The sequence below is a fragment of the Spirillospora sp. NPDC048819 genome (assembly GCF_040650055.1).
Classification (GTDB): Bacteria; Actinomycetota; Actinomycetes; order Streptosporangiales; family Streptosporangiaceae; genus Spirillospora.
The window spans coordinates 37250-62034 of record NZ_JBEZGN010000036.1 but is presented as its reverse complement, the minus strand read 5'-3'; the positions used below and the strand labels follow the sequence as shown (position 1 = coordinate 62034).

General features: G+C 73.6%; 25 protein-coding genes and 1 riboswitch. Of the genes, 12 read left to right on the top strand and 13 right to left on the bottom strand.

Annotation, left to right across the window (positions count from 1 at the left end):
- The first annotated feature begins 73 nt into the window (after window positions 1-73).
- Genes AB0C35_RS35665 through AB0C35_RS35655 form a run of 3 tightly spaced genes read left to right on the top strand, consistent with a single transcriptional unit; the run spans window position 74 to window position 1423 of the window.
- Window positions 74-490 carry a VOC family protein gene (locus tag AB0C35_RS35665; RefSeq protein WP_358466027.1) on the top strand — a complete coding sequence of 139 codons (417 nt, stop codon included), beginning with the start codon at window positions 74-76 and terminating at the stop codon, window positions 488-490.
- A 46-nt stretch (window positions 491-536) separates the two neighbouring features.
- Window positions 537-908, top strand: coding sequence for a hypothetical protein (locus tag AB0C35_RS35660; RefSeq protein ID WP_358466025.1), 372 nt, complete (start codon window positions 537-539; stop codon window positions 906-908).
- Complete coding sequence (locus AB0C35_RS35655; RefSeq protein ID WP_358466023.1) at window positions 905-1423, top strand: MerR family transcriptional regulator; 519 nt, start codon at window positions 905-907, stop codon at window positions 1421-1423. Before AB0C35_RS35660 ends, AB0C35_RS35655 begins: the two co-directional genes overlap by 4 nt.
- Here the strand turns inward: AB0C35_RS35655 and AB0C35_RS35650 are convergent.
- On the bottom strand, window positions 1420-2073 hold the full coding sequence (locus AB0C35_RS35650; RefSeq protein ID WP_358466021.1) for a M15 family metallopeptidase: 654 nt from the start codon (window positions 2071-2073) through the stop codon (window positions 1420-1422). The two genes, AB0C35_RS35655 and AB0C35_RS35650, sit on opposite strands and share 4 nt — an antisense overlap.
- 5 nt (window positions 2074-2078) lie before the next feature.
- A riboswitch (cyclic di-AMP (ydaO/yuaA leader) is annotated at window positions 2079-2262 on the bottom strand.
- Window positions 2263-2657: 395 nt separating this feature from the next.
- Between AB0C35_RS35650 and AB0C35_RS35645 the strand changes: the two genes are divergently transcribed.
- The 4 genes from AB0C35_RS35645 to AB0C35_RS35630 all read left to right on the top strand — a co-directional run bounded on the left by AB0C35_RS35645 (window position 2658) and on the right by AB0C35_RS35630 (window position 8475).
- Window positions 2658-4784 (top strand): PQQ-binding-like beta-propeller repeat protein, encoded by a 2127-nt coding sequence (locus AB0C35_RS35645; protein ID WP_358466019.1) that lies wholly within the window; start codon window positions 2658-2660, stop codon window positions 4782-4784.
- 14 nt (window positions 4785-4798) lie between these two features.
- Complete coding sequence (locus AB0C35_RS35640) at window positions 4799-6202, top strand: serine/threonine-protein kinase (RefSeq protein ID WP_358466017.1); 1404 nt, start codon at window positions 4799-4801, stop codon at window positions 6200-6202.
- Between the two features lie 159 nt (window positions 6203-6361).
- A complete protein-coding gene (locus AB0C35_RS35635) occupies window positions 6362-7609 on the top strand; it encodes an AAA family ATPase (RefSeq protein WP_358466015.1) in 1248 nt (415 codons plus the stop codon).
- Window positions 7606-8475: a hypothetical protein gene (locus AB0C35_RS35630; protein WP_358466013.1), complete on the top strand. Its 870-nt coding sequence runs from the start codon at window positions 7606-7608 to the stop codon at window positions 8473-8475. Before AB0C35_RS35635 ends, AB0C35_RS35630 begins: the two co-directional genes overlap by 4 nt.
- A 16-nt stretch (window positions 8476-8491) precedes the next feature.
- On the opposite strand, the gene AB0C35_RS35625 is transcribed toward AB0C35_RS35630, so the two are convergent.
- From AB0C35_RS35625 to AB0C35_RS35585, 9 genes are read right to left on the bottom strand one after another with little or no spacing between them, the layout of a single operon-like run.
- Entirely contained in the window at window positions 8492-10177 is a 1686-nt protein-coding gene (locus tag AB0C35_RS35625; RefSeq protein WP_358466011.1) for a Na(+)/H(+) antiporter subunit D, read from the bottom strand.
- Window positions 10167-10436 (bottom strand): hypothetical protein, encoded by a 270-nt coding sequence (locus AB0C35_RS35620; RefSeq protein WP_358466009.1) that lies wholly within the window; start codon window positions 10434-10436, stop codon window positions 10167-10169. Before AB0C35_RS35620 ends, AB0C35_RS35625 begins: the two co-directional genes overlap by 11 nt.
- Window positions 10433-11914, bottom strand: a complete 1482-nt coding sequence (locus AB0C35_RS35615; RefSeq protein WP_358466007.1) for a proton-conducting transporter membrane subunit — start codon at window positions 11912-11914, stop codon at window positions 10433-10435. Before AB0C35_RS35615 ends, AB0C35_RS35620 begins: the two co-directional genes overlap by 4 nt.
- A complete protein-coding gene (locus AB0C35_RS35610; protein WP_358466005.1) occupies window positions 11911-13386 on the bottom strand; it encodes a monovalent cation/H+ antiporter subunit D family protein in 1476 nt (491 codons plus the stop codon). Before AB0C35_RS35610 ends, AB0C35_RS35615 begins: the two co-directional genes overlap by 4 nt.
- Window positions 13383-13823: a cation:proton antiporter subunit C gene (locus AB0C35_RS35605; RefSeq protein WP_358466003.1), complete on the bottom strand. Its 441-nt coding sequence runs from the start codon at window positions 13821-13823 to the stop codon at window positions 13383-13385. The genes AB0C35_RS35610 and AB0C35_RS35605 overlap by 4 nt, the downstream gene beginning before the upstream one ends.
- On the bottom strand, window positions 13820-14812 hold the full coding sequence (locus AB0C35_RS35600) for a DUF4040 domain-containing protein (RefSeq protein ID WP_358466001.1): 993 nt from the start codon (window positions 14810-14812) through the stop codon (window positions 13820-13822). The genes AB0C35_RS35605 and AB0C35_RS35600 overlap by 4 nt, the downstream gene beginning before the upstream one ends.
- A complete protein-coding gene (gene mnhG, locus AB0C35_RS35595) occupies window positions 14812-15135 on the bottom strand; it encodes a monovalent cation/H(+) antiporter subunit G (protein ID WP_358465999.1) in 324 nt (107 codons plus the stop codon). The genes AB0C35_RS35600 and mnhG overlap by 1 nt, the downstream gene beginning before the upstream one ends.
- Window positions 15132-15413 carry a monovalent cation/H+ antiporter complex subunit F gene (locus tag AB0C35_RS35590; protein WP_358465997.1) on the bottom strand — a complete coding sequence of 94 codons (282 nt, stop codon included), beginning with the start codon at window positions 15411-15413 and terminating at the stop codon, window positions 15132-15134. Before AB0C35_RS35590 ends, mnhG begins: the two co-directional genes overlap by 4 nt.
- The gene (locus tag AB0C35_RS35585; protein ID WP_358465995.1) at window positions 15413-15931 is read right to left on the bottom strand and encodes a Na+/H+ antiporter subunit E; all 519 of its coding nucleotides are present in this window, start codon (window positions 15929-15931) and stop codon (window positions 15413-15415) included. Before AB0C35_RS35585 ends, AB0C35_RS35590 begins: the two co-directional genes overlap by 1 nt.
- Before the next feature lie 213 nt (window positions 15932-16144).
- Here AB0C35_RS35585 and AB0C35_RS35580 point away from each other — a divergent pair, with 213 nt between their 5' ends.
- The 4 genes from AB0C35_RS35580 to AB0C35_RS35565 all read left to right on the top strand — a co-directional run bounded on the left by AB0C35_RS35580 (window position 16145) and on the right by AB0C35_RS35565 (window position 20229).
- The gene (locus AB0C35_RS35580; RefSeq protein ID WP_358465993.1) at window positions 16145-16870 is read left to right on the top strand and encodes a TetR family transcriptional regulator; all 726 of its coding nucleotides are present in this window, start codon (window positions 16145-16147) and stop codon (window positions 16868-16870) included.
- Between the two features lie 156 nt (window positions 16871-17026).
- Window positions 17027-17992 (top strand): ABC transporter ATP-binding protein, encoded by a 966-nt coding sequence (locus tag AB0C35_RS35575; protein ID WP_358465991.1) that lies wholly within the window; start codon window positions 17027-17029, stop codon window positions 17990-17992.
- Complete coding sequence (locus AB0C35_RS35570) at window positions 17992-19638, top strand: ABC transporter permease (RefSeq protein WP_358465989.1); 1647 nt, start codon at window positions 17992-17994, stop codon at window positions 19636-19638. The genes AB0C35_RS35575 and AB0C35_RS35570 overlap by 1 nt, the downstream gene beginning before the upstream one ends.
- 57 nt (window positions 19639-19695) lie before the next feature.
- Window positions 19696-20229: a DUF488 domain-containing protein gene (locus tag AB0C35_RS35565; RefSeq protein ID WP_358465987.1), complete on the top strand. Its 534-nt coding sequence runs from the start codon at window positions 19696-19698 to the stop codon at window positions 20227-20229.
- Window positions 20230-20260: 31 nt separating this feature from the next.
- Here AB0C35_RS35565 and AB0C35_RS35560 read toward each other — a convergent pair whose 3' ends face one another.
- The 3 genes from AB0C35_RS35560 to AB0C35_RS35550 are packed head-to-tail and all read right to left on the bottom strand — an operon-like array spanning window position 20261 to window position 23677.
- Window positions 20261-21025 carry a crotonase/enoyl-CoA hydratase family protein gene (locus tag AB0C35_RS35560; protein WP_358465985.1) on the bottom strand — a complete coding sequence of 255 codons (765 nt, stop codon included), beginning with the start codon at window positions 21023-21025 and terminating at the stop codon, window positions 20261-20263.
- A gap of 52 nt (window positions 21026-21077) precedes the next feature.
- Window positions 21078-22445, bottom strand: coding sequence for an amidohydrolase family protein (locus AB0C35_RS35555; RefSeq protein ID WP_358465983.1), 1368 nt, complete (start codon window positions 22443-22445; stop codon window positions 21078-21080).
- A complete protein-coding gene (locus tag AB0C35_RS35550) occupies window positions 22442-23677 on the bottom strand; it encodes a CoA transferase (RefSeq protein WP_358465981.1) in 1236 nt (411 codons plus the stop codon). Before AB0C35_RS35550 ends, AB0C35_RS35555 begins: the two co-directional genes overlap by 4 nt.
- Window positions 23678-23730: 53 nt before the next feature.
- Between AB0C35_RS35550 and AB0C35_RS35545 the strand changes: the two genes are divergently transcribed.
- Window positions 23731-24783: an enoyl-CoA hydratase/isomerase family protein gene (locus AB0C35_RS35545; protein WP_358465979.1), complete on the top strand. Its 1053-nt coding sequence runs from the start codon at window positions 23731-23733 to the stop codon at window positions 24781-24783.
- The last annotated feature ends 2 nt before the right edge of the window (window positions 24784-24785 follow it).

The following is a 24785-nucleotide window of genomic DNA, read 5'->3' as shown; positions in this document are numbered from 1 at the left end:
TCCGATCGGGCCCTCTCCCGTTCGTCTTGGAGGTGGAAGAGCAGTACCCGTCCACGATCGTAAGGAGCGGGCCATGAACCCGACCCTCAACACCATCGACATCGTGGTGTCCGACATCCAGGCCACGATCGCCTTCTACGCCCGGCTGGGCCTGACGTTCACCATCGACGAGGCCTACCCCGACCACGCCGCCTGCGACCTGCCGGGCGGACTTCACCTGATGCTGGACACCGAGAAGTTCCGCGCCTCCGCCCAGGCCTCCGGATGGAGCCGCCCCTCCGGCGACCCGCGCAACTTCCTGGCCTTCGAGTTCGGCGCCCCGGCCGACGTCGACGCCAAGTACGCCGAACTCGCCGACGCCGGGTACACGGCCGTCCAGGAGCCGTGGGACGCCTTCTGGGGCATGCGGTACGCCACCGTGCTCGACCCCGATGGCAACGGCATCGACCTGTACTCGCCCCTGCCCGCCGAGCAGACGTCCGCGGGCTGATCGAGGGGTTGCATCCGGTACCGGGGTACAGGCTTATCGTCGAGGCATGGAACTGGAACAGGTACGGCCCGGGCCGGGCGATGCCGGGTGGGCGCCGCAGGCGTGCACCCTGCCGACGGCCGAGCGGCCGTTGCGGGAGGCCGAGTTCGACGCGCTGTTCGGCGAGGCGGTGACCGAGGTGCGGCCCGCGGGGCCGGGACGCGTCCGGCTGGTGCTGCGGTCCGAGCCGGACGTGGCGGGCCGGGCGGCCGAGCTGGCGATGCGTGAGACCGGCTGCTGCTCGTTCTTCACCTTCACCCTGACCGCGGACGGCGGCGCGCTGACGCTGGACGTGAGCGTCGCGGACCGGCACGTCGAGGTGCTGGACGCCCTGACCGCCCGGGCGGCCGGGCTGGCGGGCCCGGGGAGCCGGCGATGACCGGGCCCGCCCGCCCCGCCGTCACGGGGCCCGCCGTCACGGGCGGGCCCGGCGCGTCCGGCGGGTTGCGCAGCGGGCAGGTCGCCGAGGCGGCCGGCGTGAACCTGCAGACGCTGCGGTACTACGAGCGCCGGGGCCTGCTCGCCGACCCCGGGCGGATGCCGGGCGGGCACCGGTTGTATCCGGCGGAGGCGGTGACCCTGCTGCGGGTGATCAAGACCGCGCAGCGGCTCGGGTTCACCCTGGAGGAGGTCGCCGAGCTGCTGGACGCCGGGACGCACCGGCACCGCCGCGCCGACGCCGGGCTGCAGGCGCGGGCGGGCGCCAAGCTCGCCGAGGTCGAGGCCAAGATCGCCGACCTGCGGACCATCGCGGACACGCTGCGCCGAGCCCTGGACGCCGGGTGCGACGACCTCGTCACCTGCGCGGGGGAGCGGGGCTGCCCGCTGCCGTTCGCCGACCTGGCCGCCGGCCCCGGCGCCATGGGCACGCCCCTCTCAGGGCAGCACGCTTAGTCGTCCTGGCCGACGTCGAACTCCCAGTGCCAGGGTTCGTACGGGTTGCTGTAGGCCCAGGCCGGGTGGATCCAGCCGTACTTCTCGGAGTTGTCCTCCAACCACTCGAACTGGGGTGAATCGGCGTCCTGGACGCCGTCGCACAGGTCGACGGCGATGCCGATCCCGTGCTTGCTGTTGCCCGGGCGCGCGGCCATGCCCGAAGGCATGGTCCGGTACAGCTGCTCCTGCTTCTCGTAGCTGCGGTAGGAGCTCCGCACGCACATCTCGTCACCGAAGTGCTTCTGGTAGGCCGCGTTGAGCTTGTAGAACGCCACCGCGGCGTCGGCCCGCAGGAACTCGTCCCGCTGGGGCAGAGGGCAGAGTTCATCGACCGGGACGCGGCCGTTGGGGTAGCCGTGGTCGGTGTCCGAAGGGTCGCAGTCCGCCGGCGGTTCGGCGGGCGGTTCGCTCGGCGCTTCCTCCGCCTGCCTGGAGGAGCCCGTTCGTTCGTCGGGGTCCGCCGAGACCTTCGCGGAGGCGGGTACGCCGGAACCGCCCGAACCTCCGTCCAGCGGCATCAGGGCGAGGGTGCCGGCCAGGGAACCGGCGAGGACGGCGCCCATCAGCGGCGCGTGGTACCCGTTCTTCTTGAAGTGCCGACTTAGCACTGCAGTTGCTCCTTCCATACCGCCTACCGGGTTAGCTGACGGATTCGGACGTGGAAGTCGCCCTACGACCCTTCTCGGACATGACGGGAAGGCGTCGATTCACCCCTGCGAGACGGCACGGGCAGGTCGCCCGGACGTCTCGCGCTGGTTCCCCGGCTCCGCAGAACGCGGACTCGGCGTCGCCGCCCTCACCCTGAGCCGTGGGCTGAGGATGAGGCGGACTGACTGGTCGATGGCCACGGCGCATGGCGGGCGCCGAATTCGGACAGAACGTACCAAAGGCTCAAGAGAATGCAAACACGCCACAAACCGACGGCATCCCAGGTCAAGCCCGGTGAAGGACACGTCGCCGACCGCGAGCCGTGTGCGGCGGCGGCTAAACGACGCCGAGGTCGGCCGGCGAGTACCGGACGCGGGCCAGCAGCCGGAGGGCGGCGCGGCCGCCGCCCGCCGCGTCCCCGTCTGGCCGACCGTGATCACCGGATCTCACGCCGTGATTACACTTCCGTCACGCCGGGACCGGTCCCGGTGGATGATCCCGGACGATGGTCCGCGGGAGTCCGGCGGCGGGAGGGGGACGGGGGGTGGAGCCGCTTCGGCGTGGCGATCCGCACCGGGTGGGTCCCTACCGGCTGCTCGGCAGGCTCGGCGCGGGCGGGATGGGGGTCGTCTACCTGGGGCGGTCGAGGGCCGGCCGGCCGGTCGCGGTCAAGGTCGTCCGGCGGTCGCTGGCGGGCGAGCCCCGGTACGCGGCCCGGTTCCGCCGCGAGGTGGAGGCCGCCCGGCGGGTGTCGGGGGCGTTCACCGCGCCGGTGCTGGACGCCGACCCGGACGCGGCGTCGCCGTGGCTGGCCACCGCCTACCTGCCGGGGCTGTCGCTGCGCGAGGCCGTCGGCGGCTTCGGCCCGCTGCCGCCGGACGCCGTCCGCCCGCTGGCGGCCGGGCTGGCCGAGGCCCTCGCGGACATCCACCGCGCGGGCGTGGTGCACCGCGACCTGAAGCCGGGCAACGTGATGCTGACCGCCGGCGGTCCACGGGTGATCGACTTCGGGATCGCCCGCCCGGAGGACGCGACGGCCATCACGCGGGTGGGCGCGCCCATCGGCACGCCCGGGTTCATGGCTCCCGAGCAGATCCGCGGGGAGAGGGTCGGGCCGGCGGCCGACGTGTTCTCGCTGGGCGCGACGCTGGCGTACGCGGCGACCGGGGCGGAGCCGTTCGGGTCCGGGCCGGCGCGGTCGCGCGACCTGCGGGCGATGACGACGCGGGCGGATCTGGACGCGATCGGCGAACCGTGGCTGCACGGCCTGATCGCAGCGTGCCTGCACGTCGACCCCGGGCGGCGTCCGTCCGCCGCCGGCGTGCTGGAACGGCTGGAGGCGCCGGGTGCGGACGAGCCGTCGCTGCTGGGCGCCCGGTGGCTGCCGCCGGCGGTCGCGGCGGAGATCGGCCGCCGGACCGCCGAGGCCGAGACGCTGACGCGGGCCCCGGCGGACGATCCGGCGGACCGGGACTCCGCGGTCGGGCAGATGCCGACCGACGACCCGGACGAAGCGGTCCAGGGCACGGCGCCCCCGGCGGAGGGCCTCACCCGCCGGACGATCCTGGCCGGGGTGGGCGCGGGCGTCATGACGGCGGGCGGCCTCGGGACGTTCGTGTGGCGGCGGACCCGGGACCGGAGCGGCGGATCGCGGCAGCCCGGGGCCCGGCGCACCGGCGCGCCGGAGGGGCCGCCACCCGAGGGACGCTCGCTGTGGACGCGCCGCGTGAGCGAGGACTCCCTGACCCTCGCCGCGGCCGGTGGGGTGGTGCTGACCAACGGCATCGAGAGGGACGGGGACGACAGCACCGGGATCGTCCACGCACTGGATGCGCGCACCGGCAAGGTGCTGTGGAAACGCGACGGCGGCTCCTCCGCCGTGCCCGGCGGCGACGTGACGTACCTGACCCTGAACGAAGGCAGGCAGATCAGCGCGGTCCGCTCCAGGACGGGCGAGGCCCTGTGGACGCATCAGATCGACTTCGACAGGCTCCCGAGCGGGGAACTGGCGGCCACCGGCCCGGTGGTCGTCTTCGGCCGCGAGGAGATCACCGCGCTCAACGCGGCCGGCGGCGGGCGGCGCTGGACGTCAGGGGCGGCGGGCCGGTCCGGGCTCTCCGCGGCGGACGGCCTCGTCCTCGCCCTGTCGCCCGAGGCCCTGGTCGGCCTGGACGCCCGGACGGGGAAGACCCGCTGGACGTATCCCCTGGACTACGGCGACTACCAGATCACCGGCGACGGCATGGCCTTCGCCTGCGACCGGTTCGGGACGCTGCACGCGCTACGCGCCGGCGACGGCGCGCTCGCCTGGCGGCGGCGGAACGTCGGCGGCTGGGGCAGCCAGGTCGGCGGCGGGCGCTTCTACGTCGAGGGACGCGACGGCGTCGTCCTCGCCCTGGAGGGCGCCACCGGGCGGCAGATCTGGTCGCGCAGCCTGACGCACCGCAAGGACGATCCCCGCGCTCAGGCGACGGCCTACTGCCTGTCCGGCACCACCCTGTACGCCATCTGCGCCGACGGCAGTCTCTACGCGCTGGACACGGCCGGCGGCCGCGTCCGGTGGACCTTCGGAACCGAGAAATCCATCCGCGTCCAGCCCGTGAGCGTCGACGGGCTGGTCTTCATCGGCGCCGGGGACGGCAGCGTCCGGGCCGTCGCCGCACCCAGCTGAAAGGAAGGGACCACGTGCGACCCCTGGAGCCGGACGACCCACGCTCGGTCGAGACCCTGGGACGGCGGTACCGCGTCCTGGCGCGCATCGGGTCGGGCGGGATGGGCGTGGTGTACCTCGGCCGCTCCGCCGCCGGGCGGACCGTGGCGATCAAGATGGTGCATCCCGAGTTCGCCGCCGACGACGACTTCCGGGCCCGGTTCGAACGCGAGGCCAAGGTCGCGCGGTCGGTCGGCGGCGGCTTCACCGCCGCGGTGATCGACGCCGATCCGGCCGCGGAGATCCCGTGGCTGGTGACCGAGTTCCTGCCGTCGGTGTCGCTGCGCGACGCCGTCCACGCGTCCGGCCCGCTCGCGGCGGACGCGGTGTGGGCGCTGGCGGCCGGCGTCGCGGAGGCGCTCGTGTCGATCCACGGCGCGGGCGTCGTGCACCGCGACCTGAAACCCGCGAACGTCCTGCTCACCGCGGACGGCCCCCGCGTGATCGACTTCGGCATCGCCCGCGCGGTGGACGCCTCGTCCATCTCGCGGCCGGGCGAACAGGCCGGGTCCCCGGGGTTCATGTCTCCGGAGCAGGTGGCCGGGGTGACGGCCGGCCCGTCCGGCGACGTCTTCTCGTTCGGGTCGACGCTGGCGTTCGCCTGCACGGGCCGGGAACCGTTCGGTGAGGGCCCGTGGCATGTGAAGATGCTCCGCGTCCAGTCGGAGCCGCCGCGGCTGGACGGGATCGCCGACGCCGGCCTCCGCTCGCTGATCGAGTCGTGCATGGAGCTCGACCCGGAGCGCCGTCCGACCGCCGCCCGGCTGGTGGAGCTGCTGTCGGGCCGCGGGGACGGCGGTGTCCCGCTGCCGGCCCCGGTCGTGGCCGAGATCGGCAGGCGGCGGGCGGAGGCGGAGAACCCGCCGGTCGCCCCGCCACCGCCGCCGCGGTTCGTCCCGCCCCCGCCCTCCCGGCCGGCCGGGCGCCGCCGGGGCCCGGTGCTCGTCGCCGCCGGCGCGGCCGTCCTCCTCGCCGCCGTCGCGGTTCCGGTGGCCGGCTGGTACGCGTTCGGGAAGGACGCCGGCGCGTCGGGCGGCCCCGCGTCCACGGCCTCCACCGCGTCGGCCGCGCCCGCCACCCCGTCGCCTTCGCCCACGTCCACGGCGACCCGGGCCGAGATCACCTTCTCTATCGAGGGCGGCGGCAGGATCAGCTCGCTGACCTACATGGTGAACGGGAAGTCCACGACGCTGAAGAAGGTGCGGCTGCCGTGGCGGAAGACGGTCGCGATGCCCGAATGGCCCCCGCGGATCTCGTGGAAGCTGACGTACCGCGCCCCGGCGGGCGGAGCCTCCCACACGGTCGCCGTGGACGGGAACGTGATCATCGCCGGGCGCGGCAGCGAGGGCAGCGACATGGCCGCCGAGGGCCTGTACTGACGCGCACCGCCACATCGCCGCCGGGACCCCTCCCGCCGGTGGGCCTACTGGTCGGCACCCGGCTCCGCACCTCCGACCTGGCCCTCCTCGACGGCTGACGCGGGCGGGCTCTGGCGCGTCCGGGAGGGGTCCCGCGCGGCCGGCCCCATGATTGCCGCCATGCGCGAGAGACTCAGGACGGAAGTCCGCCAGATTGCGGGTGCCATGGCGTTCGAGACCGTGATGCGCTACGGCGACGCCCTCGCCCGGTCGCCGCACGCCGAGCGCACCATGGAGACGACTGCGCGGCGCGTGGCGGCCGAGGTCGCCGGCACGATCGCCGATGAGCGCGTCGTGCAGGCCGATGAGATCGTCCGGGCCGCCGCGTCGGCGGCCGGGGACACCGCGATCCGCGCCGCACGGAAGGTCGCCGGGAAGACGGCTGCGACGCTCGCCGCGGAGGCGGAGGCCACGACGCTGAAGAAGGCGCACGAGGCGGTGGAGGAGGAGCTGAAGGACGCCTGGGAGGCGCTGGAGGAGGCGCGGGAGGAGGTGACGCGGTCCGCCGTGCGCTTCGCCCGCGACGAGGCCGTCCGGGCGGTCGCCGAGACCGTCGCCGAGACGGTGCCGCCCATCGTGGAGGTCAGGGTGGCGGGCGCCCCCGGCCCGGTCCGCGTCGGCGGACACACCCACACGGTGTTCCCGGACGTGCTGCTCGCGCTCGGCGCCGGCTGCCAGGTGCTGCTCGTCGGCCCGGCCGGTACGGGGAAGTCGATGATGGCGCGGCAGGCGGCGGAGGCGTTCGGGCAGGAGTTCCACGCCCTGTCCCTCGGGCCGACGACACCGATGAGCAAGATCTTCGGCTATTACGACGCGCATGGCCGCTACCATGCGACGCCCTTCCGCCGCGCCTTCGAGCACGGCGGGCTGATGCTCCTCGACGAACTGGACAGCGGCCATCCCGGGCTGCTGGCGGAGCTGAACCAGGCCCTGTCCATCGGGTCCTGCGCGTTCGCCGACGGCATGGTGGCCGCGCACCGGGACTTCCACCTGATCGCCACCGCGAACACCTACGGCACCGGCGGCGACCGGCGCTATGTGGGCCGGCAGGCCCTGGACGCGGCGACGCTCGACCGCTTCATCGTCATCGACGTGCCGGTCGACGAGGAGCTGGAGGAGCGCATCGCGCTCGCGCACGCGCCCGCACGCGCGGAGGACGCCCTGCGGGTGATCGAGGAGGTGCGGCGGCTGCGCGCCACGGCGGCCGAGAAGCGGCTGCCGGTGATGTTCTCGCCCCGGGCCAGCATCGACGCGGCCAAGCTGCTGCAGGCGGGCGCGAGCGTGGAGCAGGCCGTCCGGTGGCGGGTGGTGCGGGGCATGTCGGCGGCCCACCGTTCGGCCCTGGGCCTTGCCGGGGGCGGGGCGTGAGCGGGAGAAGGCCGGCTCCCGCGGACACCGCCCACGCGCTGAGCCCCATGTGGTCCTGGCAGGAGTTCGTGGACCGGGCCCGCGCGCCGGACAGCATCCCCGACGGGAGCGGCCGCCACGGCATGGGCGCGTGGGCGGGCGCGTCATGGGAGGAGGCGCTGCGGCTGGCCGAGGACGGGTGGACGACCGTGCTGCCCGACGTGGACGCGGAGGTCGCCGAGCTGCGTGAACGGGCCGGGGCCGATGTGCTGACGACGGCCCTTGTGCCCGCACATGACGTGACCGGCAGCGAGGTGGACATCGGCGCCTACCTGAGCGGCGAGCCGGAATGCATGGTGGACGCGGTGCCGCAGCGGATCTCGTCCCGGGGCCGGGTGGTGACGTTCCTGGTTCCGGCCGGGTACGTCAACACCACCCCGCACTCGACCGTGCGTCACCGCGGAGTCGCGTTGGCCGCGTTGTGCTCGTCCATCATCACTGCGGGGCACAGTGTCGAGATCTGGTCGGGCTTCTGTTCCTACGTGAGCGGGACGGAACGGTTCGCGTCGGTGGCGCGGGTGGTGTCGCCGGCGGAGCCGCTGGACATGGGCCGGCTGATGTTCGTGATGGCGCATCCGGCGATGCTGCGCCGCCTCTGGTTCGCGGTCTGGGACGGCGGCCCGCGGCGGGCGGCCCGCCGCATGTGCGATGAGCACTATGGGTCCGCGCCGTTCGACTGCCTTCCGGAGGACCTTCCAGAAGCGGTCGAGGATCCGTACGTCCTGCCGTATCTGTCGCCGGCGGACCCGCAATGGGCGACCGCGGACGCCGCCCTGGGGTGGTGCCGGGAGACGTTCACCAGCCTGGGCCTGCTGCGGTCCCCGTGAGGACGGGCCTGCCGGGTCAGAGCAGGGAGATCAGGAGGATGAGGCCCAGGACGAGGGCCACCCACAGGACCATGAGGTCGGTCGACCACGGCACTCCCAGCCACCCCCGCGCCCGGAAGGGCCGGGAGGCGGCGGTGGAGACGCGGCCCGCCCGCCGCTGGAGGGGCTTGGCGACCTCGTCCCGCATGAGCGTCACGCCGTGCAGTCCGGTGCGCCAGGCGCGCGGCAGCAGGCGGCGGTAGATCACGTCGGCGTCCAGGTTCACCGACGGTATCTCGGCCGGGTAGAGGCCGGTCCGCATCAGGACCGTGAAGGCCATCGAGGCGAGCAGCAGCAGCTGCACCTGGTTGACGACATGCGGTGTGGTGTAGGCGGAGTAGTCCATCTCGTACGGGAGCAGGCCGTACAGCAGGTTCGGCGCCACCCCGATGGCGATGGAGCCGGCCGCGGCCAGGCCCATGGCGAGACGCATGTTCAGCGGTGCCTCGGCGACCCGGTGGCCCTGGTCGTGGGCGAAGAAGGCGAAGAACGGGATCTTGATGCCGGCATGGTGGAAGACGCCGGCGGAGGCGAACAGCAGCAGGAGCCAGACGGCCGTGCGGTGCTCCTCCGCGACGGCCTCCATGATGATCGACTTGGTGGCGAAACCGGAGAACAGCGGGAACGCGGAGATGGACGCGGCTCCGATGACGCACAGCACCATGGTCTGCGGCATGGACTTGTAGAGCCCGCCGAGTTCCGAGCCCTTGGTCGTCCCGGTGCGCAGGAGGACCGCGCCCATGCTCATGAACAGCAGGCCCTTGAACAGGATGTCGGCGAACGCGTGCGCGGCGGCGCCGTTGACGCCGAGCGTGCCGCCGACCCCGATCGCGGCGACCATGAAACCGAGCTGGTTGATCATGCTGTACGCCAGCACCCGGCGCAGATCGTTCTCGATCACGGCGTAGAAGATCGGGAAGCACGCCATCACGACGCCGACCCACACCAGCGCCCCGGTGCCGGGGAAGCCGCGCGCCAGGACGTACACGGCGAACTTGGTGGTGAACGCCGACAGCGCCACGGTGCCGACGGCGGTGGCCTCCGGGTAGGTGTCCTTCAGCCAGGCGTGCAGGACGGGGAAGGCGCACTTGATCCCGGCGGCGAGCAGGATCAGCAGGCCGCCCGGCTCGTTCGCGCCGATGAAGCCGAACTCCAGACCGGCCCCCGACTGCACGTGCAGGACGATTCCGCCCAGCATCAGCAGGCCCGAGACGACCTGCGCGGCGAGGTAGCGCATCCCGGCCCGGTAGGAGCGCTCGGTGCGCCGCGCCCAGATCAGGAACACCGACGACAGTCCGGCCAGTTCCCAGAAGACGAACATCGTGATCAGGTCGCCGGCGAGCGCCCCGCCGACCGCGGACGAGGCGTACACGGGGATCACGGCCTGCTGCATCCGGTCCCGCAGGTGCAGGGCGTAGATCATCGAGATGAACGCGGCGACGAGGAAGGCCGTCGCGAAGATCCGCGCCAGCGCGTCCACCCGCAGCGGCTCCAGCCGGAGGCCGAGCATCCCGAAGCCGCCGTGCACGCCCTCGGGCAGGGTCCACAGCGCGGCCATCGCGGCGACCGGGAGCAGCATCATCCATGCCGCGCGGGCCCGGCCGGTCAGCAGCGGGATGGGCAGCGCGCCGGCGATGAGCAGCAGCGCCGGGTTAACCGTCATCGTCGGTCCGCTCCGGCTCCTCGTAGTAGTCCTCGCGGCGCATCAGCACCCGGCGCAGTTGCTTGGCGGCCAGCACCAGCGTGACGCTGCCGATGAACCCGAAGAGTGCGTAGAAGCCGAAGAGGTTCTCGAAGTCGAAGAACGGGTGCTTGGCGTACAGGAGATCGGCGAGGAACATCAGGGCGCACAGGATGTAGAGGCCGCGGACGACGCGGTCCACGTTGCGGGGCTCGTCCAGCCAACGATGATCGTCTTTCACGGTGACTCCAGGACCTCGTTGAGGGGGGCGATGACCGCATCGGCTCCGATGAACAGGGCCGCGCAGGCCATGGCGGTGAGGACGAGGGGCAGCACGACCGTCCACGGCGCCTCCCCGTCGCCCGGCCGGCCGGTGGGCGGGCGGAAGAACGCCCGCGCCGGGATCGGCACCAGGTACGCCAGCGACAGCAGCGACCCCGCCAGCAAGACCCCGAACATCACGGTCTGCCCGGCGTCGGCCGCCCCCGCCAGCAGCAGCCATTTGCTCCACACGCCGCCCAGCGGCGGCAGCCCGACGACGGAGACCGCGGCGACCAGGAAGGCGCCGAACGTCCAGGGCATGGTGCGGCCGAGCCCGTCGAGTTCGCTGACCCGGGTCCGGTTCGTCGCGGTGTAGATCGCGCCCGCGCAGAAGAACAGCGTGATCTTGGCGGCGGCGTGGTTGGCGATGTGCAGCGCGCCGCCCGCGGCGGCGATGTCGTTGGCGAGCGCGGCGGCGAGGACGATGTAGGCGAGCTGGCTCACCGTCGAATACGCCAGCCGCTCCTTGAGGTCGTCGCGCGTGACCGCGATGAGGCCCGCGCCCAGCAGCGTGACCGCCGCGACCCACATCATCGGCTCCGCGGCGCCGGTGACGTCGAGCGTGTCGACGCCGAAGACGTAGACCGACACCTTGAGGACCGTGAACACGCCCGCCTTGACCACCGCGACCGCGTGCAGCAGCGCCGACACGGGCGTCGGCGCCACCATGGCCCCGGGGAGCCAGCGGTGGAAGGGGAAGAGCGCGGCCTTCCCGATACCGAACAGGTAGAGCGCGAACAGGACGGTCAGGGCGGCCGTTCCCGCCTTGCCCTCCAGGATCCCGCCGGGCACGAAGTCCGTGGTCCCGGCGAGGACGGCCGTCCAGACGATGGCCGGGAGCAGCAGGCCGATCGACGTGGTCAGCAGCAGCCCCAGGTAGACGCGTCCGGCGCGTTTAGCCTGCTCGTTGCCCGCGTGGATGACCAGCGGCCAGGTCGACAGCGTCAGGACCTCGTACCCGATGAACAGCGTCGCCAGGTTGCCGGAGAACGCGATCCACAAGGTCGCCGCGATGGACAGGGCGAAGAAGAAGTAGAAGCGGGTCTGGTTGCGCTGGAGGTTGCCGCGCATGTACCCGATCGCGTACAGGGTCGTCACCGGCCACAGCACCCCGGCGACGGACGCGAACAGCAGACCGAGCGGTTCCAGCGTGAACACCAGCGAGATGCCCGGCAGCCAGTCCCACATGCGCAGGCGCAGCCCGTCCTCCACCGCCGGCCACAGCGACAGGACGATCGCCGCCGTCGCGACGGCGGCGACCAGCGAGGCCGCCTCGCGCAGGTTCGCCCGGCGCCGCAGGGCCACCACCGCGAGACCGCCCAGCAGTGGCACCGCCACTGCGGCCGGCAGGGCGAGCGCGGCGTCGGGGGACGCCCAGCCCGCTGACTCGACGGTCATTCCACGCCCCCCACCAGGACGGCCGCGGCGCCTTCCGCCAGGTCGATCGGCCAGCCGGGCGCGAACCCGAACACCAGGGACAGCAGGACGAGGGACCAGGTCGCGACGGCCATGGACAGCGGCGGCTTCGCGACCGTCACGGGCTCGGCCGGCCGGCGGAACCAGCCGACCTCGATGACCCGCCCGACGTAGACCACCGACAGCAGGGAGCTGACGAGCACCACCGCGAGCACCGCCCAGCGCCCGTCCTCGATGAGCGCTTCGGCCAGCACCCATTTGCTGACGAATCCGGCCGTCGGCGGCAGCCCGATCAGCCCGAGCCCGGCCACCACGATCGCGGCGAACGTCCACGGCATGGCCCGGCCGAGCCCCGCCATCGCCTGCAGCCGCGCCGAGCCGAGCCGCAGCACCACGATGCCCGCCGCGGCGAACAGCGCGCCCTTGATCAACGCGTGGTTGATGATGTGCAGGTACGCGGCGGTCACGCCGTCGGCGGTCGCGAGGCTGAATCCGGCGGCGATGTATCCGACCTGGGCGATGCTCGACCAGGCCAGCAGGTACTTGAAGTCCGACTGGAAGCACGCGACGGCGGACGCGACCAGCATCGCCAGGCATGCCAGCAGCAGCCCGATCTCGGTGACCGGCATCCGCTCGAAGACCAGCGCCGCCCCGAAGACGCCGAACGCGAGGCGCAGCAGCAGGTAGATCGCGACCTTGGTGTTGGTCGCCGACAGGAACGCGGCGACCACCGACGGGGATTCGGCGTAGGCGTCCGGCAGCCAGGCGTGCAGCGGGAAGAGGGCCATCTTGATGGCCAGCCCCACGAACACGAAGATGACGGCGGCGGCCAGGGCGCGGTTGCCGTAGAGCTCCGGCAGCCGCTGCGCCAGGTCGGCCATGTTGAGCGTGCCGGTCACGGCGTAGGCGAGCCCGATGCCGATCAGCACGAACGTGGCGCCGATCGTCCCCACGATCAGGTACTGGAGCGCTGCCAGAAGGGCGCGTTTGCGCCGTCCCATGGCGACCAGCGCGTACGACGACAGCGAGGTGATCTCCAGGAAGACGAAGGCGTTGAAGGCGTCGCCGGTGGCGGTGATGCCGAGCAGGCCGGTGAGGTTCAGGCAGAGGCAGGCGTAGAACAGCGGGGCCCTCGCGTCCTCGATCTCCGCCGCGATGCTCCGCCGGCCGTAGACGGCGGCGGCGAGGCCGATGGCCGCCACCAGGATCAGCACCGGGACGTTGGCCTTGTCGATGACGTACTCGATGCCCGCCGGCGGCCGCCATCCGCCCATGGCGTAGCGGAGCACCTCGCCCCTGGCGACATGCCAGGCCATCACGGACGCGCAGGCCAGGGACGCCGCCGCGGCGGTCAGGAACAGCAGCCAGGCGGCCGTCCGGGAGCGCAGCAGCACGCACAGCGGGGCGCACAGCAGCGGGATCACGACCTGCAGCGCAGGCAGATGGGCCGTCACGAAGCCGGCCCGTCGTCGGCGCTGCCCGGTGCGGCGCCGCCCGGTGCGCCGCCGTCTGGAGCGATGCCGTCCGCGGCGATGCCGTCCGGTTCGGCGCTGTCCCGCTCGATGACCTCGTCCTCCTCGATCGTGCCGTAGGCCTCGTAGATCCGTATCGCGAGCGCGAGCCCCAGGGACGTGGTGGCGACGCCGACGACGATCGCGGTGAGGATCAGCACGTGCGGCAGCGGGTGGGAGTAGGTGTCGACGCCCTCCTCGATGATCGGCGCGTGTCCGCCCTCGACCTTGCCGAGGGCGATGTAGAACATGAACACGCCGATCTGGAAGAGGTTGAGGCCGATCAGCTTCTTCACCAGGTTGCCGTGGCTGATCACCGTGTACAGCCCGATGACCATCAGGATGAACACGAACCAGTAGATGTAGTGGCCGCCGGTCATCGGCGCGCCCCGCGGGCGGTGAAGCTGTAGAACACCGCGATCAGCACGGCCGCCACCGTGATCCCCACCCCGGTCTCGATGATCAGGATGCCGAGGTGCTGGCCTTCCGCCGGGTGATCGGGTGTCAGCGTGCCGTAGTCGAGGAACGACCCGCCCAGCAGGATGTTCGCGATTCCCAGGCCGGCGTACAGCAGGACGCCGACCGGCACCAGGCCCAGCATCACCGGCCATGGCAGGACGCGTTCGACGTTCCTGATGCCGAACACCAGCCCGTAGAGCACGAAGCCCGACGCGAAGATCACCCCGCCCTGGAACCCTCCGCCCGGCCCATAATCCCCGTGAAACAGGACATAGCAGGCGAAGATGAAGATGAAGGGCATCAATATCTTGCTGGCCACCCGGAGGACGCGGTACTCGCTCATCACGACCGCGCGTGCCTCGTCGTGCTCCCCGCGCCGCCGCGTCCGCATCAGCAGCAGCGGGACGGTGATGCCCGCCGTGAAGATCACGACGAGCTCGCCCAGCGTGTCGTAGCCGCGATAGGACGCCAGCACGGCCGCGACCGTGTTCGGGATGCCGATGTCCTCCTGTGATCCGTGGAGATAGGTGTGGCCGACGGGATGGGTCTGGACGGGCGTGTCCGGATCGGCGAACGTGGGCAGGTCCTGGGCCGCGTACAGCAGCGTGGCGCCCAGCAGCACGGCCACCGCGCCGCCCGACCAGAGCTTGCGGCGGGGGGTGACCGTCTCCCGCGAACGGGTCAGCGCCAGCGCGCCGAGGAACAGCACCGTGGTGATGCCGGTCCCGACGGCCGCCTCGGTGATGGCCACGTCCAGCGCGTCCAGGGACACGAAGAGGCTCGCCGACAGCAGGCCCGCCAGCGCGGTCAGCATGGTCGCCTCGTAGAGCGCCCGCAGCCGGGTGACCGCCAGCGCCGTCGCCAGCAGCAGGGCGAACAGCGAGACGTTCATCAGCACCAGCAGGTCCATTAGCGGCGGTCCTCGCCTTCGGCCGGGAGCCGCTCGCCGTCCCGCCGCGCCGCCTGGGCGAGCGCGTGCGCGGCGGTCGGGCCCGTCAGCATCAGGAACAGCATGATCAGCACCAGCCGGACCGCGCTCTGCCAGCTCTCCGCCTGCACGAGCAGCCCGGAGATCAGCAGGGCCGCGCCGGCGGTGTCGGTGAGGCTGCCGGCGTGCGTGCGGGTGTAGAAGTCCGGGAAGCGCAGCAGGCCGACGCCGCCGGAGACCACGAACACGCAGCCGGCCAGCACCAGTGCGCCGCTCACGACGTCGAGGAGCAGGGAGACGCTCACCGCGCGTTCCCCTCGTCCGTTTCGGGCAGCAGTTCGCCGATGTGGGTCAGCCGCAGCACGGCGATGGTGGTGACGAAGTTGACCAGCGCGTAGAGCAGCGCGATCTCGAAGATGTACGGCCGCCCGGACATGGCGCCGACGACCGCGATGAACAGGACGGTCTTCGTCCCGAACACGTTGATCGCCAGGATCCGGTTGTAGAGCCGGGGTCCCAGGAACGCCCGGACGAGTGCCAGCGCCATGGCGACGAGGAGGGCGACGACGGCCGCGATGAGCATCAGTCCGTCCCCAGGCCCTCGACCCGGGCCCGCATCGCCCCGTCCCGCAGGTCGGCGATGCCCTCCCGCTGGATGGCGTGCACCTCGATGTCGTCGTCGCGGAAGGAGACCGAGAGCGTCCCCGGCGTCAGGGTGATCGAGTTCGCGTAGACGACCTTCGACAGGTCCGGCAGGTCGGCGGCCGCCACCGTGCCGACGGCGGGACGGATCCCGCTCCGCGGCGACCACACCAGCCGCAGCACCGTCAGCGCCGACAGCGCGACCTGCCCGCCCAGCCACAGCAGGTAGCGCGGCAGGCGCGGCACCAGCCGCAGCGGAAGGCTCTCGTCATCCACGATCTGCATCCGCCATATCACCCAGACCACCAGGACCACGGACGATGCCCCGAGCGTCAGCAGCAGCGGCGTGTAGTGCCCGGATATCACCAGCCAGAAGGCCGCGAGCAGGGGCAGCAGCTTGAGCGCCGTGGCGCGACGCCCGTTTCGATCGGCCGTGAGAGCGGCGGGCAAGCGGGTCATCGGCGCACTCCGAGAGAGTTCGGGCAGGACTCGCCGACCAGACTTCCCGGCACACCAGGTGACGACACTAACGGGATTCGGGCCGGATGACCACAGGGGCCCCAAGGGTTCGGCGCCCCGGGTTCACGTCACGCGCCCCCGATCCGGGCCGGCAGATCCGATTGGCCATACAAACATATTGCGCATTGAACGTTTGTATTGCACGCTGGAGGTGTGACAGACCGGTCACGGGCGGACGAGGACCTGACCGCCCGCGCGCGGATCCGCGAGGCGGCACTGCGAGTGTTCGCCGAACGCGGTGTGAGCGGCGCGACGATCCGCGGGATCGCCGAGGCCGCCGGGGTGTCGGCCGGGCTGGTGCAGCACTACTTCCGGTCGAAGGAGGCGCTGCGCCGCGCGTGCGACGAGTACGCCATCGACGTCATGACGCGCACCAAGCAGGACGCCCTTGACGGCGGCGTGTCCACCCCCGGGTTCCTGCCCATGGCGCTGACCGTGAGCCTGCCGGTCCAGCGCTACCTGGCCCGCGCCCTGGTGGACGGATCATCGGCGGCGGCGGCCTTGTTCGACGACGTCGTGGAGTTCACCGAGGACATGCTCGTGGAGGGCGCGCCGGGCATGTCCCCGGCGAAGACGTCCGACCCGCACGCGTACGCGGCCGTCCTTGCGGCGATGGCCTTCGGCGTGTCCGTCCTGCACGAGCACCTGACGCGGACCCTGGGCGCCGACCCGCTCACCCCTGCCGGCTATCCCCGCATGACGCTGGCGATGCTCGACATCCTGACCGACGACCTGATGAGCCCGGAACTGCTGGCGCAGACCCGCGCGGCGGTCGAGCAGCTGCGCTCGTTCGCGCCGGGCGCCGCGACCGACCGGGACCAGCGCATCCCGACCTCGAAGGCCGCCGCGCGCAAGACCGACTCCGACCCGCCGGCCTGATCTCCACGCCGTGATCCGGCCGTCCTGATCCAGGCCGGTGCGATCCGCGGTGGCCCATCCGGCCACCACCGCCACCCCCGCCACCTCCGAACGTCCCCATGCCGCCACGGCCGGGACGGCCGCTCCCATACCCCCACACCCTCACAAGGCGTATCCATGTCCGAACAGACCACGAATCCCATCGAAGTGTCCGGCCTCGTCAAGACGTTCGGCCGGACCCGCGCGCTGGACGGCCTCGACCTGAGCGTCCGCACCGGCGAGGTGCACGGGTTCCTCGGCCCGAACGGCGCGGGCAAGTCCACCACCATCCGGATCCTCCTGGGCCTGCTGCGCGCCGACGCGGGCTCGGCCCGGCTGCTGGGCGGCGACCCCTGGAGGGACGCGGTGCGGCTGCACCGCCGCATCGCCTACGTGCCCGGCGACGTCGACCTGTGGCCCAACCTCACCGGCGGGCAGGCCATCGACCTGCTGGCCCGGCTGCGCGGCGGGCTCGACCGGGCGCGCCGGGACGACCTGTGCGACAGGTTCGACCTGGACACCTCCAAGAAGGGCCGGACCTACTCCAAGGGCAACCGGCAGAAGGTCGCGCTGGTGTCCGCGCTGGCCTCCGACGCCGAACTGCTGATCCTGGACGAGCCCACCGCGGGCCTGGACCCGCTGATGGAGGCGGTCTTCCAGGAGTGCATCTTCGAGGCGAAGGCGGCCGGGCGCACGGTGCTGCTGTCCAGCCACATCCTCGCCCAGGTCGAGAAGCTGTGCGACCGGGTGAGCATCATCCGCCTCGGCAGGATCGTCGAGAGCGGGGCGCTCGATCGGATGCGGCACCTCACCCGCACGACGATCGAGGCGGAGACCGCGCGGCCGCCTGCCGGGCTGGACGGGCTGCCCGGGGTGCACAACGTCCGGAGCGAGGACGGGCGGGTGCGGTTCGACGTCGACGGCGAGCACCTGGGCGCGGCCGTCCACCGGCTGGCGGAGTTCGACATCCGCGGCCTGGTCAGCCAGCCGCCCACGCTGGAGCAGCTGTTCCTGCGGCACTACGGCGAGGAACTGGCCGAGAACGGCGTGCCCGTCGAGCAGGCCGCGGACGGCGACGCCGCGCGGGACGGGGGCGAGAAGTGATGGCCGCCGCCACCGAGGCTCCCGCCGCGGCGGCCCTCCGCGGCGACAGCACGCTGACCGGCACGGGGACGCTGGTCCGTTTCATGCTGCGCCGCGACAGGATCCGCATCCCGGTGTGGATCCTTGCCCTGACCCTGAGCACGCTGATGACGGCGTCGAACCTGCGGACGACCTACGCCACGGCGGAGGGCCGCCAGTCCCGCGCCGCGCTGGTGGACAGCCCGGCGGGCATCGCCTTCAGCGGCCCCGGATACGGCCTGGACGACTACACCTACGGCGCGATGCTCGCCAACGAGGTCCTCGGCTTCGTCGCGATCTTCGTGGCGCTGATGAGCGTGCTGCTGTTCACCCGCCACACCAGGACCGAGGAGGAGGCGGGCCGCGCCGAGCTGATCCGCGCCAGCGTCCTCGGACGGCACGCGCCCATCACGGCCGCGCTGATCGTGGTGGGCGGCGCCAACGTCGGCCTGGGCGCGCTCATGACGCTCGCCCTGGGCGGCAGCGGCATCGAGACGGTGACGTGGCCGGGTTCGCTGCTGTTCGGCGCGTCGCTGACCGCCGTGGGCCTGTTCTTCACCGCCGTCGCGGCGTTCACCGCGCAGGTGACCGAGTACGGCCGCGGCGCCGCGGGCATGGCGGGCGCGGCGATCGGTGTCGCGTACGCGCTGCGGGCCGTCGGCGACATCGGCGACGGCGCGCTGTCGTGGCTGTCGCCGATCGGGTGGGCGCAGGCCACCAAGGTCTATGTCGACGACCGGTGGTGGCCGCTGGCCCTGGCCGTGGTGGGGGCTGCCGCCCTGCTGGCCATCGCGTTCGCGGTGACCACGCGGCGCGACGTGGGCGCCGGCCTGATGCCGCCGAGGCCCGGCCCGCGCACCGCTTCACCGTTCCTGAGCACCCCGCTCGGGTCCGCGCTGCGGCTGCAGCGCGCCGGGCTGCTGTGGTGGAGCGTGTCGATGGCCGCGCTCGGCGCGGTGTACGGCGCGTTCGCCGGCGACGTGCAGGACGCGGTCGGCGGCAACGAGACCATCCAGGAATGGGTGCAGACCGTCCCCGGCTCCGACCTGACCGAGCGGTTCCTCGGCGTGATCATGGCCATGCTGGCGACCGTCTGCGGCATCTACGCGGTTCTGGCGCTCCAGAAGCCGCGCGGCGAGGAGACCGCGGGCCGGGCCGAGCCGGTTCTGGCCGCCGCGGTGTCCCGGACGCGCTGGCTCACCGGCCACCTGGTCGTCGCCCTGGCCGGCAGCGTCGTCGTCCTGCTGCTCAGCGGGCTGGGCGTGGGCGTCACCGCCGCGTTCTCGGCCGGCGACGCCGGGCTGCTGTACGCGATGCCGGGGGCCGCCCTGGCGTACGTGCCGGCCGTGTGGGTCACCGCGGGCGCGGCCGTGGCGCTGTTCGGGCTGGCGCCCCGGGCGATCGGGCTGGCGTGGGCGGTGGTGGTGTACGCCGTCGTCGTCACGATGTTCGGCGGTCTGCTGCAGTTCCCCGGCTGGATGAACGACCTGTCCCCGTTCGGGCACGTGCCGCAGCTTCCCGGCGCCGGGATGAGCTGGCCGCCGCTGCTGATCCTGACGGCGATCGCCGCCGCCCTCACCGCGGTGGGCCTGGCCGCGTTCCGCCGCCGCGACCTGACCCTGCACTGAGGGCGTCCACTGTGACCCTCCCCACCATCAGGGGAGGGTCCGTGGATCCAGGGAAGTGTGGACTGGGTGGAAGCGCTGGTGACGTTCGGTCACGGCACCGCCGGGCGGGAGGAGCTGGCCCGCCTGCTGCGTGAGGCCGGGGTGTCGGCCGTGGTGGACGTGCGCACCGCGCCCGGCAGCCGCCGCAACCCGGACGTGCAGCGCACCGCCATGGAGGAGTGGCTGCCCGCCGAGGGGATCGGGTACCGGTGGGAGAAGCGGCTCGGCGGCTTCCGCCGGGTCGAGCCGGACTCGCCCGACACGTTCTGGCGCAACGATTCCTTCCGCGGCTATGCGGGGCACACCCGCACCCCCGGCTTCGTGGCCGCCATGGACGAGTTGCTTGACGAGGCCGGCCGGGCCCGCACGGCCGTCATGTGCAGCGAGTCGGTGTGGTGGCGCTGCCACCGCAGGCTCATCGCCGACTTCGCGGTGCTGGCGCGCGGCAGGCCCGTCCTGCACCTGGCCCACGACGGCCGCCTCACCGAGCATCCGCCCACGTCAGGGGCACGGCTCCGCGACGACGGGCTGCTCGTCTACGACGGGGAGTGACGGGCCCGCCCGCCGCCCCCCGCCGCCGTGCCTATTCGCCGCGCCAGACGGGCGGGCGCTTCTCGGCGAAGGCGGTGGCGCCTTCGCGGGCGTCGCGGGAGGTGAAGATCGGCCGGATCAGCTCCGCCTGCCGGTCGAACGCCTCGTCGGCGGACCAGTCGGCGGACGCGACGATGATCTCCTTGGTCGTGGCGACGGCGAGCGGGGCGTTGGCGGCGATGCGCCCTGCCAGGTCGCGCGCGGCCTCCAGCGCCTTGCCGGACGGGGTGACCTCGACGACCAGGCCGTGCTTCTCGGCGTCGGCGGCCGTCATGAACTCGCCGGTGAGGGCCAGCTTCATCGCGACGGCGTAGGGGACGCGCTGGGGCAGCCGGAGGAGCCCGCCGGCCCCGGCGACGAGGCCGCGCTTGACCTCGGGGATGCCGAACTTGGCGTCCTCGGCGGCGACGATCAGGTCGCAGGCGAGGGCGACCTCGCAGCCGCCGGCCAGCGCGTAGCCCTCGACCGCCGCGATCACCGGCTTGCGCGGGGGACGCTGCGTGAGCCCGGCGAGGCCGCGGCCGGGGATGCTGACGTTCTCGCCGGCGACGAACGCCTTGAGGTCCATGCCGGAGCAGAACGTCCCGCCGGCGCCGGTGATGACGGCGACGGTGAGGTCCTTGCGCGACTCGAACTCGTCCAGCGCGGCGGCCACGCCGTCGCTGACCGCGCGGTTGACGGCGTTGCGGGCCTCGGGCCGGTTGATGGTGATGACGGTGAACCCGTCCGCGTGCTCGACCAGCACCTCGTCTGACATGCCGCCCATGCTAACGATCGCCCGTTCCCGGCCGGCGGGCGCGGTCCGGCTTTTAGCGGCCGTGGACGAGGCGGCCGCCCGCGATGGTCGCCCGGACGTCGCCGGCGGAGAGCCGCCCGAGCGCCTCGTCGAGCGGGACGTGCAGCAGCACGAGGTCGGCCGCCTCGCCGGGCGGCGTGAGGTAGGAGCGGAGCGCGGCCCCCGCCGTGACGGCCTCGCCCCGGCCGACGACCGCGCCGGACCGGGCGGTGCGGCGCACGGCCGCGTCCATCACGGCCCAGGGGTCGAGCGGGCCGTACGGCGCGTCGCTGGACAGCGCGACCGGCACACCGGCCTCGATCAGGCTCCGGCACCGGTAGAGGTCGGGGAGGTCCGCGGCCGGGACGTCGCGCAGGTAGTCGTCCCCGCGGTCGGCGAGGAAGCCCGGCTGGGTGACGACCCGCAGGCCGCGCCGCGCGAGTTCCGGGATGCTCTCGTCCGGGACGAGCGCCGCGTGCTCGACGCGGTCGCCGTCCCGGACCCCGGTGGTCTCGAAGGCCGCGAGGAGCAGCAGGAGCGCCTCGCGGGTGACGCAGTGCACCGCGACGGGCCGCCCGTGCCCGTGGGCGAGCCCGATGCGCCGGGTCAGGTCGTCGAGGGACGGCAGCCCCGAGTCGGCCAGGACGATCTTGTACGGCCCGGCGGTGACGCGCGGGCAGGAGGTCCGGCCGTCCAGCGGCACGCCGAGGAGGCGCACGTGCTGGGGGAGCGACCCGTCCCGGACGGCGTCCTCGATCGAGCCGATCGCCGCGGCCGTCAGGTCGGGCGTCGCGTCGGTGACGGAGGTGACGCCGAGCCGCGCCAGCTCCCGTCCGATCGGGCCGAGGTCCAGGGGAGGCGGCGGCGGGAGGCGCGTGCGGAGCAAGTCGTCGGCCCGCCACAGCCGCCCGGTCGGCGCCCCGGCGGCGTCCCGCTCGATCCCGGGGTGGTCACCCGGGTCGAGGCCGCTCTCCCGCACGGCCGCCGAGTTGAGGACCCACAGGGCGCCGCTGCGGTGCTGCACCCGGACGGGCCGGTCCGCCCGCAGCGCGTCGAGGGCGGCGGCGTCCAGGTCTCCGGCGACGCTCTCGGCGTATCCGACCCCGCGCACCCACCCGTGCTCGTCCGGCGCGGCTCCCCGCAACGCCGTGGCGAGCCCGTCCCGTCCGGTCACGGAAGGCGGCCCGCACGGGACCGAGCGACTCCACGCCGCCAGCGCGTGCAGATGCAGGTGGTCGTCGCGCAGCCCGGGGATCAGCGCGCCCCCGCCGCACTCCAGGACGCGCTCGCCGGGCCGGCGCGCCAGCCCGTCCCCGACCTCGGCGATCGCTCCGCCGGCCACCCGGACGTCGACGCGCTTCCGACCGCCGAACCCGGCGTCCCGCAGCAGCAGCCCGCTCACGGGACGGGGATGCCGAGCGCGGTCAGGACCTCGGCGGTGTCGTGGCCCATCGCGGGGGCCGTGCCGGACGTCTCACGCCGCGCGGGCGCCGCGACCGGGAAGGCGCCCACGTCGGTCTCGATGACCCAGGCGTCACCGTGCCGGACGGCCTCCGCGCTGGGGACCGGGCCGCCCGGGGGAAGCGTCGCCGCGACCACGTCGGACATGGCGATGTCCCAGAGGACGCCGCCGCCACCGGCCGGGGCGGTCGCGGCCAGGGACGCGGCGGTCAGGCCGGTGAGGGGGTCGGCGATGGCGTCGCCGCAGAACAGCGGTGTCCGGTCGGCGTCCCGGCAGACCAGGCCGCTCGCGGCGGCGACGTCGTCGCCGAAGCCGACGCGGCCGGAGGCGCGGCCGTGGGCGGTGATGGAGACCCAGGTGGTGCTGGCGGCGACGGCGGCCTCGGCGTCCAGGCCGAAGCGGGCGAGGGCGCGCGGCCGGGACGCCTCGATGACGATGTCGGCGGCGTCCACCAGGGCCGCCATCGCGCGGCGGCCGGCAGGATCGGCCGGGTCGAGGACGACCGAGCGGTGGCCGGCGTGGAGCAGGCGGTAGAAGCCGGCGTCGCCGTGCCGGGCGCCGTCGGGACGCGCCGGGACCTCGACCTTGACGACGCGCGCCCCGGCCAGCCCGAGCAGGTGGGCGCACAATGGCCCCGCCCACAGCGCGCTGAAGTCGACCACCAGCGCGCCGTCGAGTGGACGAGGCGACAGCGGGCGAGGGACGCGCGGCGGCGCGGAACGCACCTCGACCGGCCCTGCGGCGACCCCTAGAAGCTCTGCGCGTTCGGCCAGTTCGGCGCCGGTGTGGTCGCGCAGCCACGGGACGATGACCGGCCACGGATCGTCGTCCACCTCCGCGCCCGCGAGAGCGCCGAGGAGAGCGGGGTCGTCGGGACGGGCGCAGGAGACCGCCGCCCACCCGTCGGCGGTCGGCAGCAGGCGGCAGGCGCCCCCGGCCGACGTCCGGCCCCGGCGGCGATGCCCGGTGAAGGCGGCGCGCTCGGACAGCAGGCGCCCGCCGTCCACCCCGAACGGTTCGCCCAGCCGCGCGGCCGCGGCGGCGGCGTCGCCGGGCGGGACGAGAGGCGGCCCGCCGGCGCGCCCGCAGAGGAGCGGCACACCGGACGCCGCCCATGCCGCGACCGGCTCCGGCCCGCTCACCTGCGATGACTGCTCCTCGCCCGGCGGCATGGGCCGACGATACACTCCGGTCCCGGTAGCGACCCCGGCGAGAGGGACCGTCCGTGCACATCTCCATCGCCGACCTCGCGGGCGGCGCGGCGGACCCGCCGCTGCTCGGCGCGGACGGCGCCGTCCGCGATCCGCTCGTGGTCGTCGACCTGGCGCCCGCCGCCCCCGAGGTCGTCGAACGCGCCGCGCGGCGGGCCCGGAAGTGCGATCGGATCCTCGTCGGCGTGGGGCAGGGCGACCCGGAGCTCACCCGGTCGCTGGATCTCACGGTCGGGCCGGGTGGATGCGAGACCGTCGCCGCCGCCGACCTGGGCGGGCTGCGCGAGGCCGCCGCGCGCAATCCGCAGGCGTCCCTGATGCTGCGCGACGTGCTACGGGCGACCGAGGGCCTGCCCGTCGACGCGGCGCTGGACGTGGAGTCCTACGCCTATTCCACCCTGCTCGGCGGTGCGGAGTTCGTGCGATGGCTGTCGGCGCGCGGCCCTCGGCCGCTGCCGCCCGAGTCCGGCGAACCCGTGCTCGTGGCGCGCGACGGCGACCGCCTGTCGGTCACGCTGAACCGGCCGGAGCGGCGCAACGCCTTCGGAAGGGAGCTCCGCGACGCCCTCGTGGACGCGCTGACGGTCGCCGCCGCCGACGAGGAGGTCACGGTCGTCCTGCGGGGTGCGGGCCCGGCGTTCTGCTCCGGCGGCGACCTGGACGAGTTCGGCACCGCCCCCGACCTGGCGACCGCCCACCTCGTCCGGACCAGGGGCGGCGCGGGACGGCTGATCGACCGCCTCTCCGGCCGGATCGAGGTCCGCGTCCACGGCCCGTGCGTCGGCGCGGGCATCGAGCTTCCCGCGTTCGCGGGGCGGGTCGCGGCACGTCCGGACGCGACGTTCCGGCTCCCCGAGGTGTCCATGGGCCTGATCCCCGGGGCGGGCGGGACGGTGGGCATCCCGCGCCGCATCGGCCGCTGGCGCACCCTCTACATGGCGCTCACCGGCGTCCCCGTCGATGCCGGGACCGCACTGGCCTGGGGTCTCGTCGACGAAGTGCCGACGGGAGACGGACTTCCGGACGCAGCGGAGCGGCCGAACGGGCGCGGGCTGCCGCGGCCGTGACA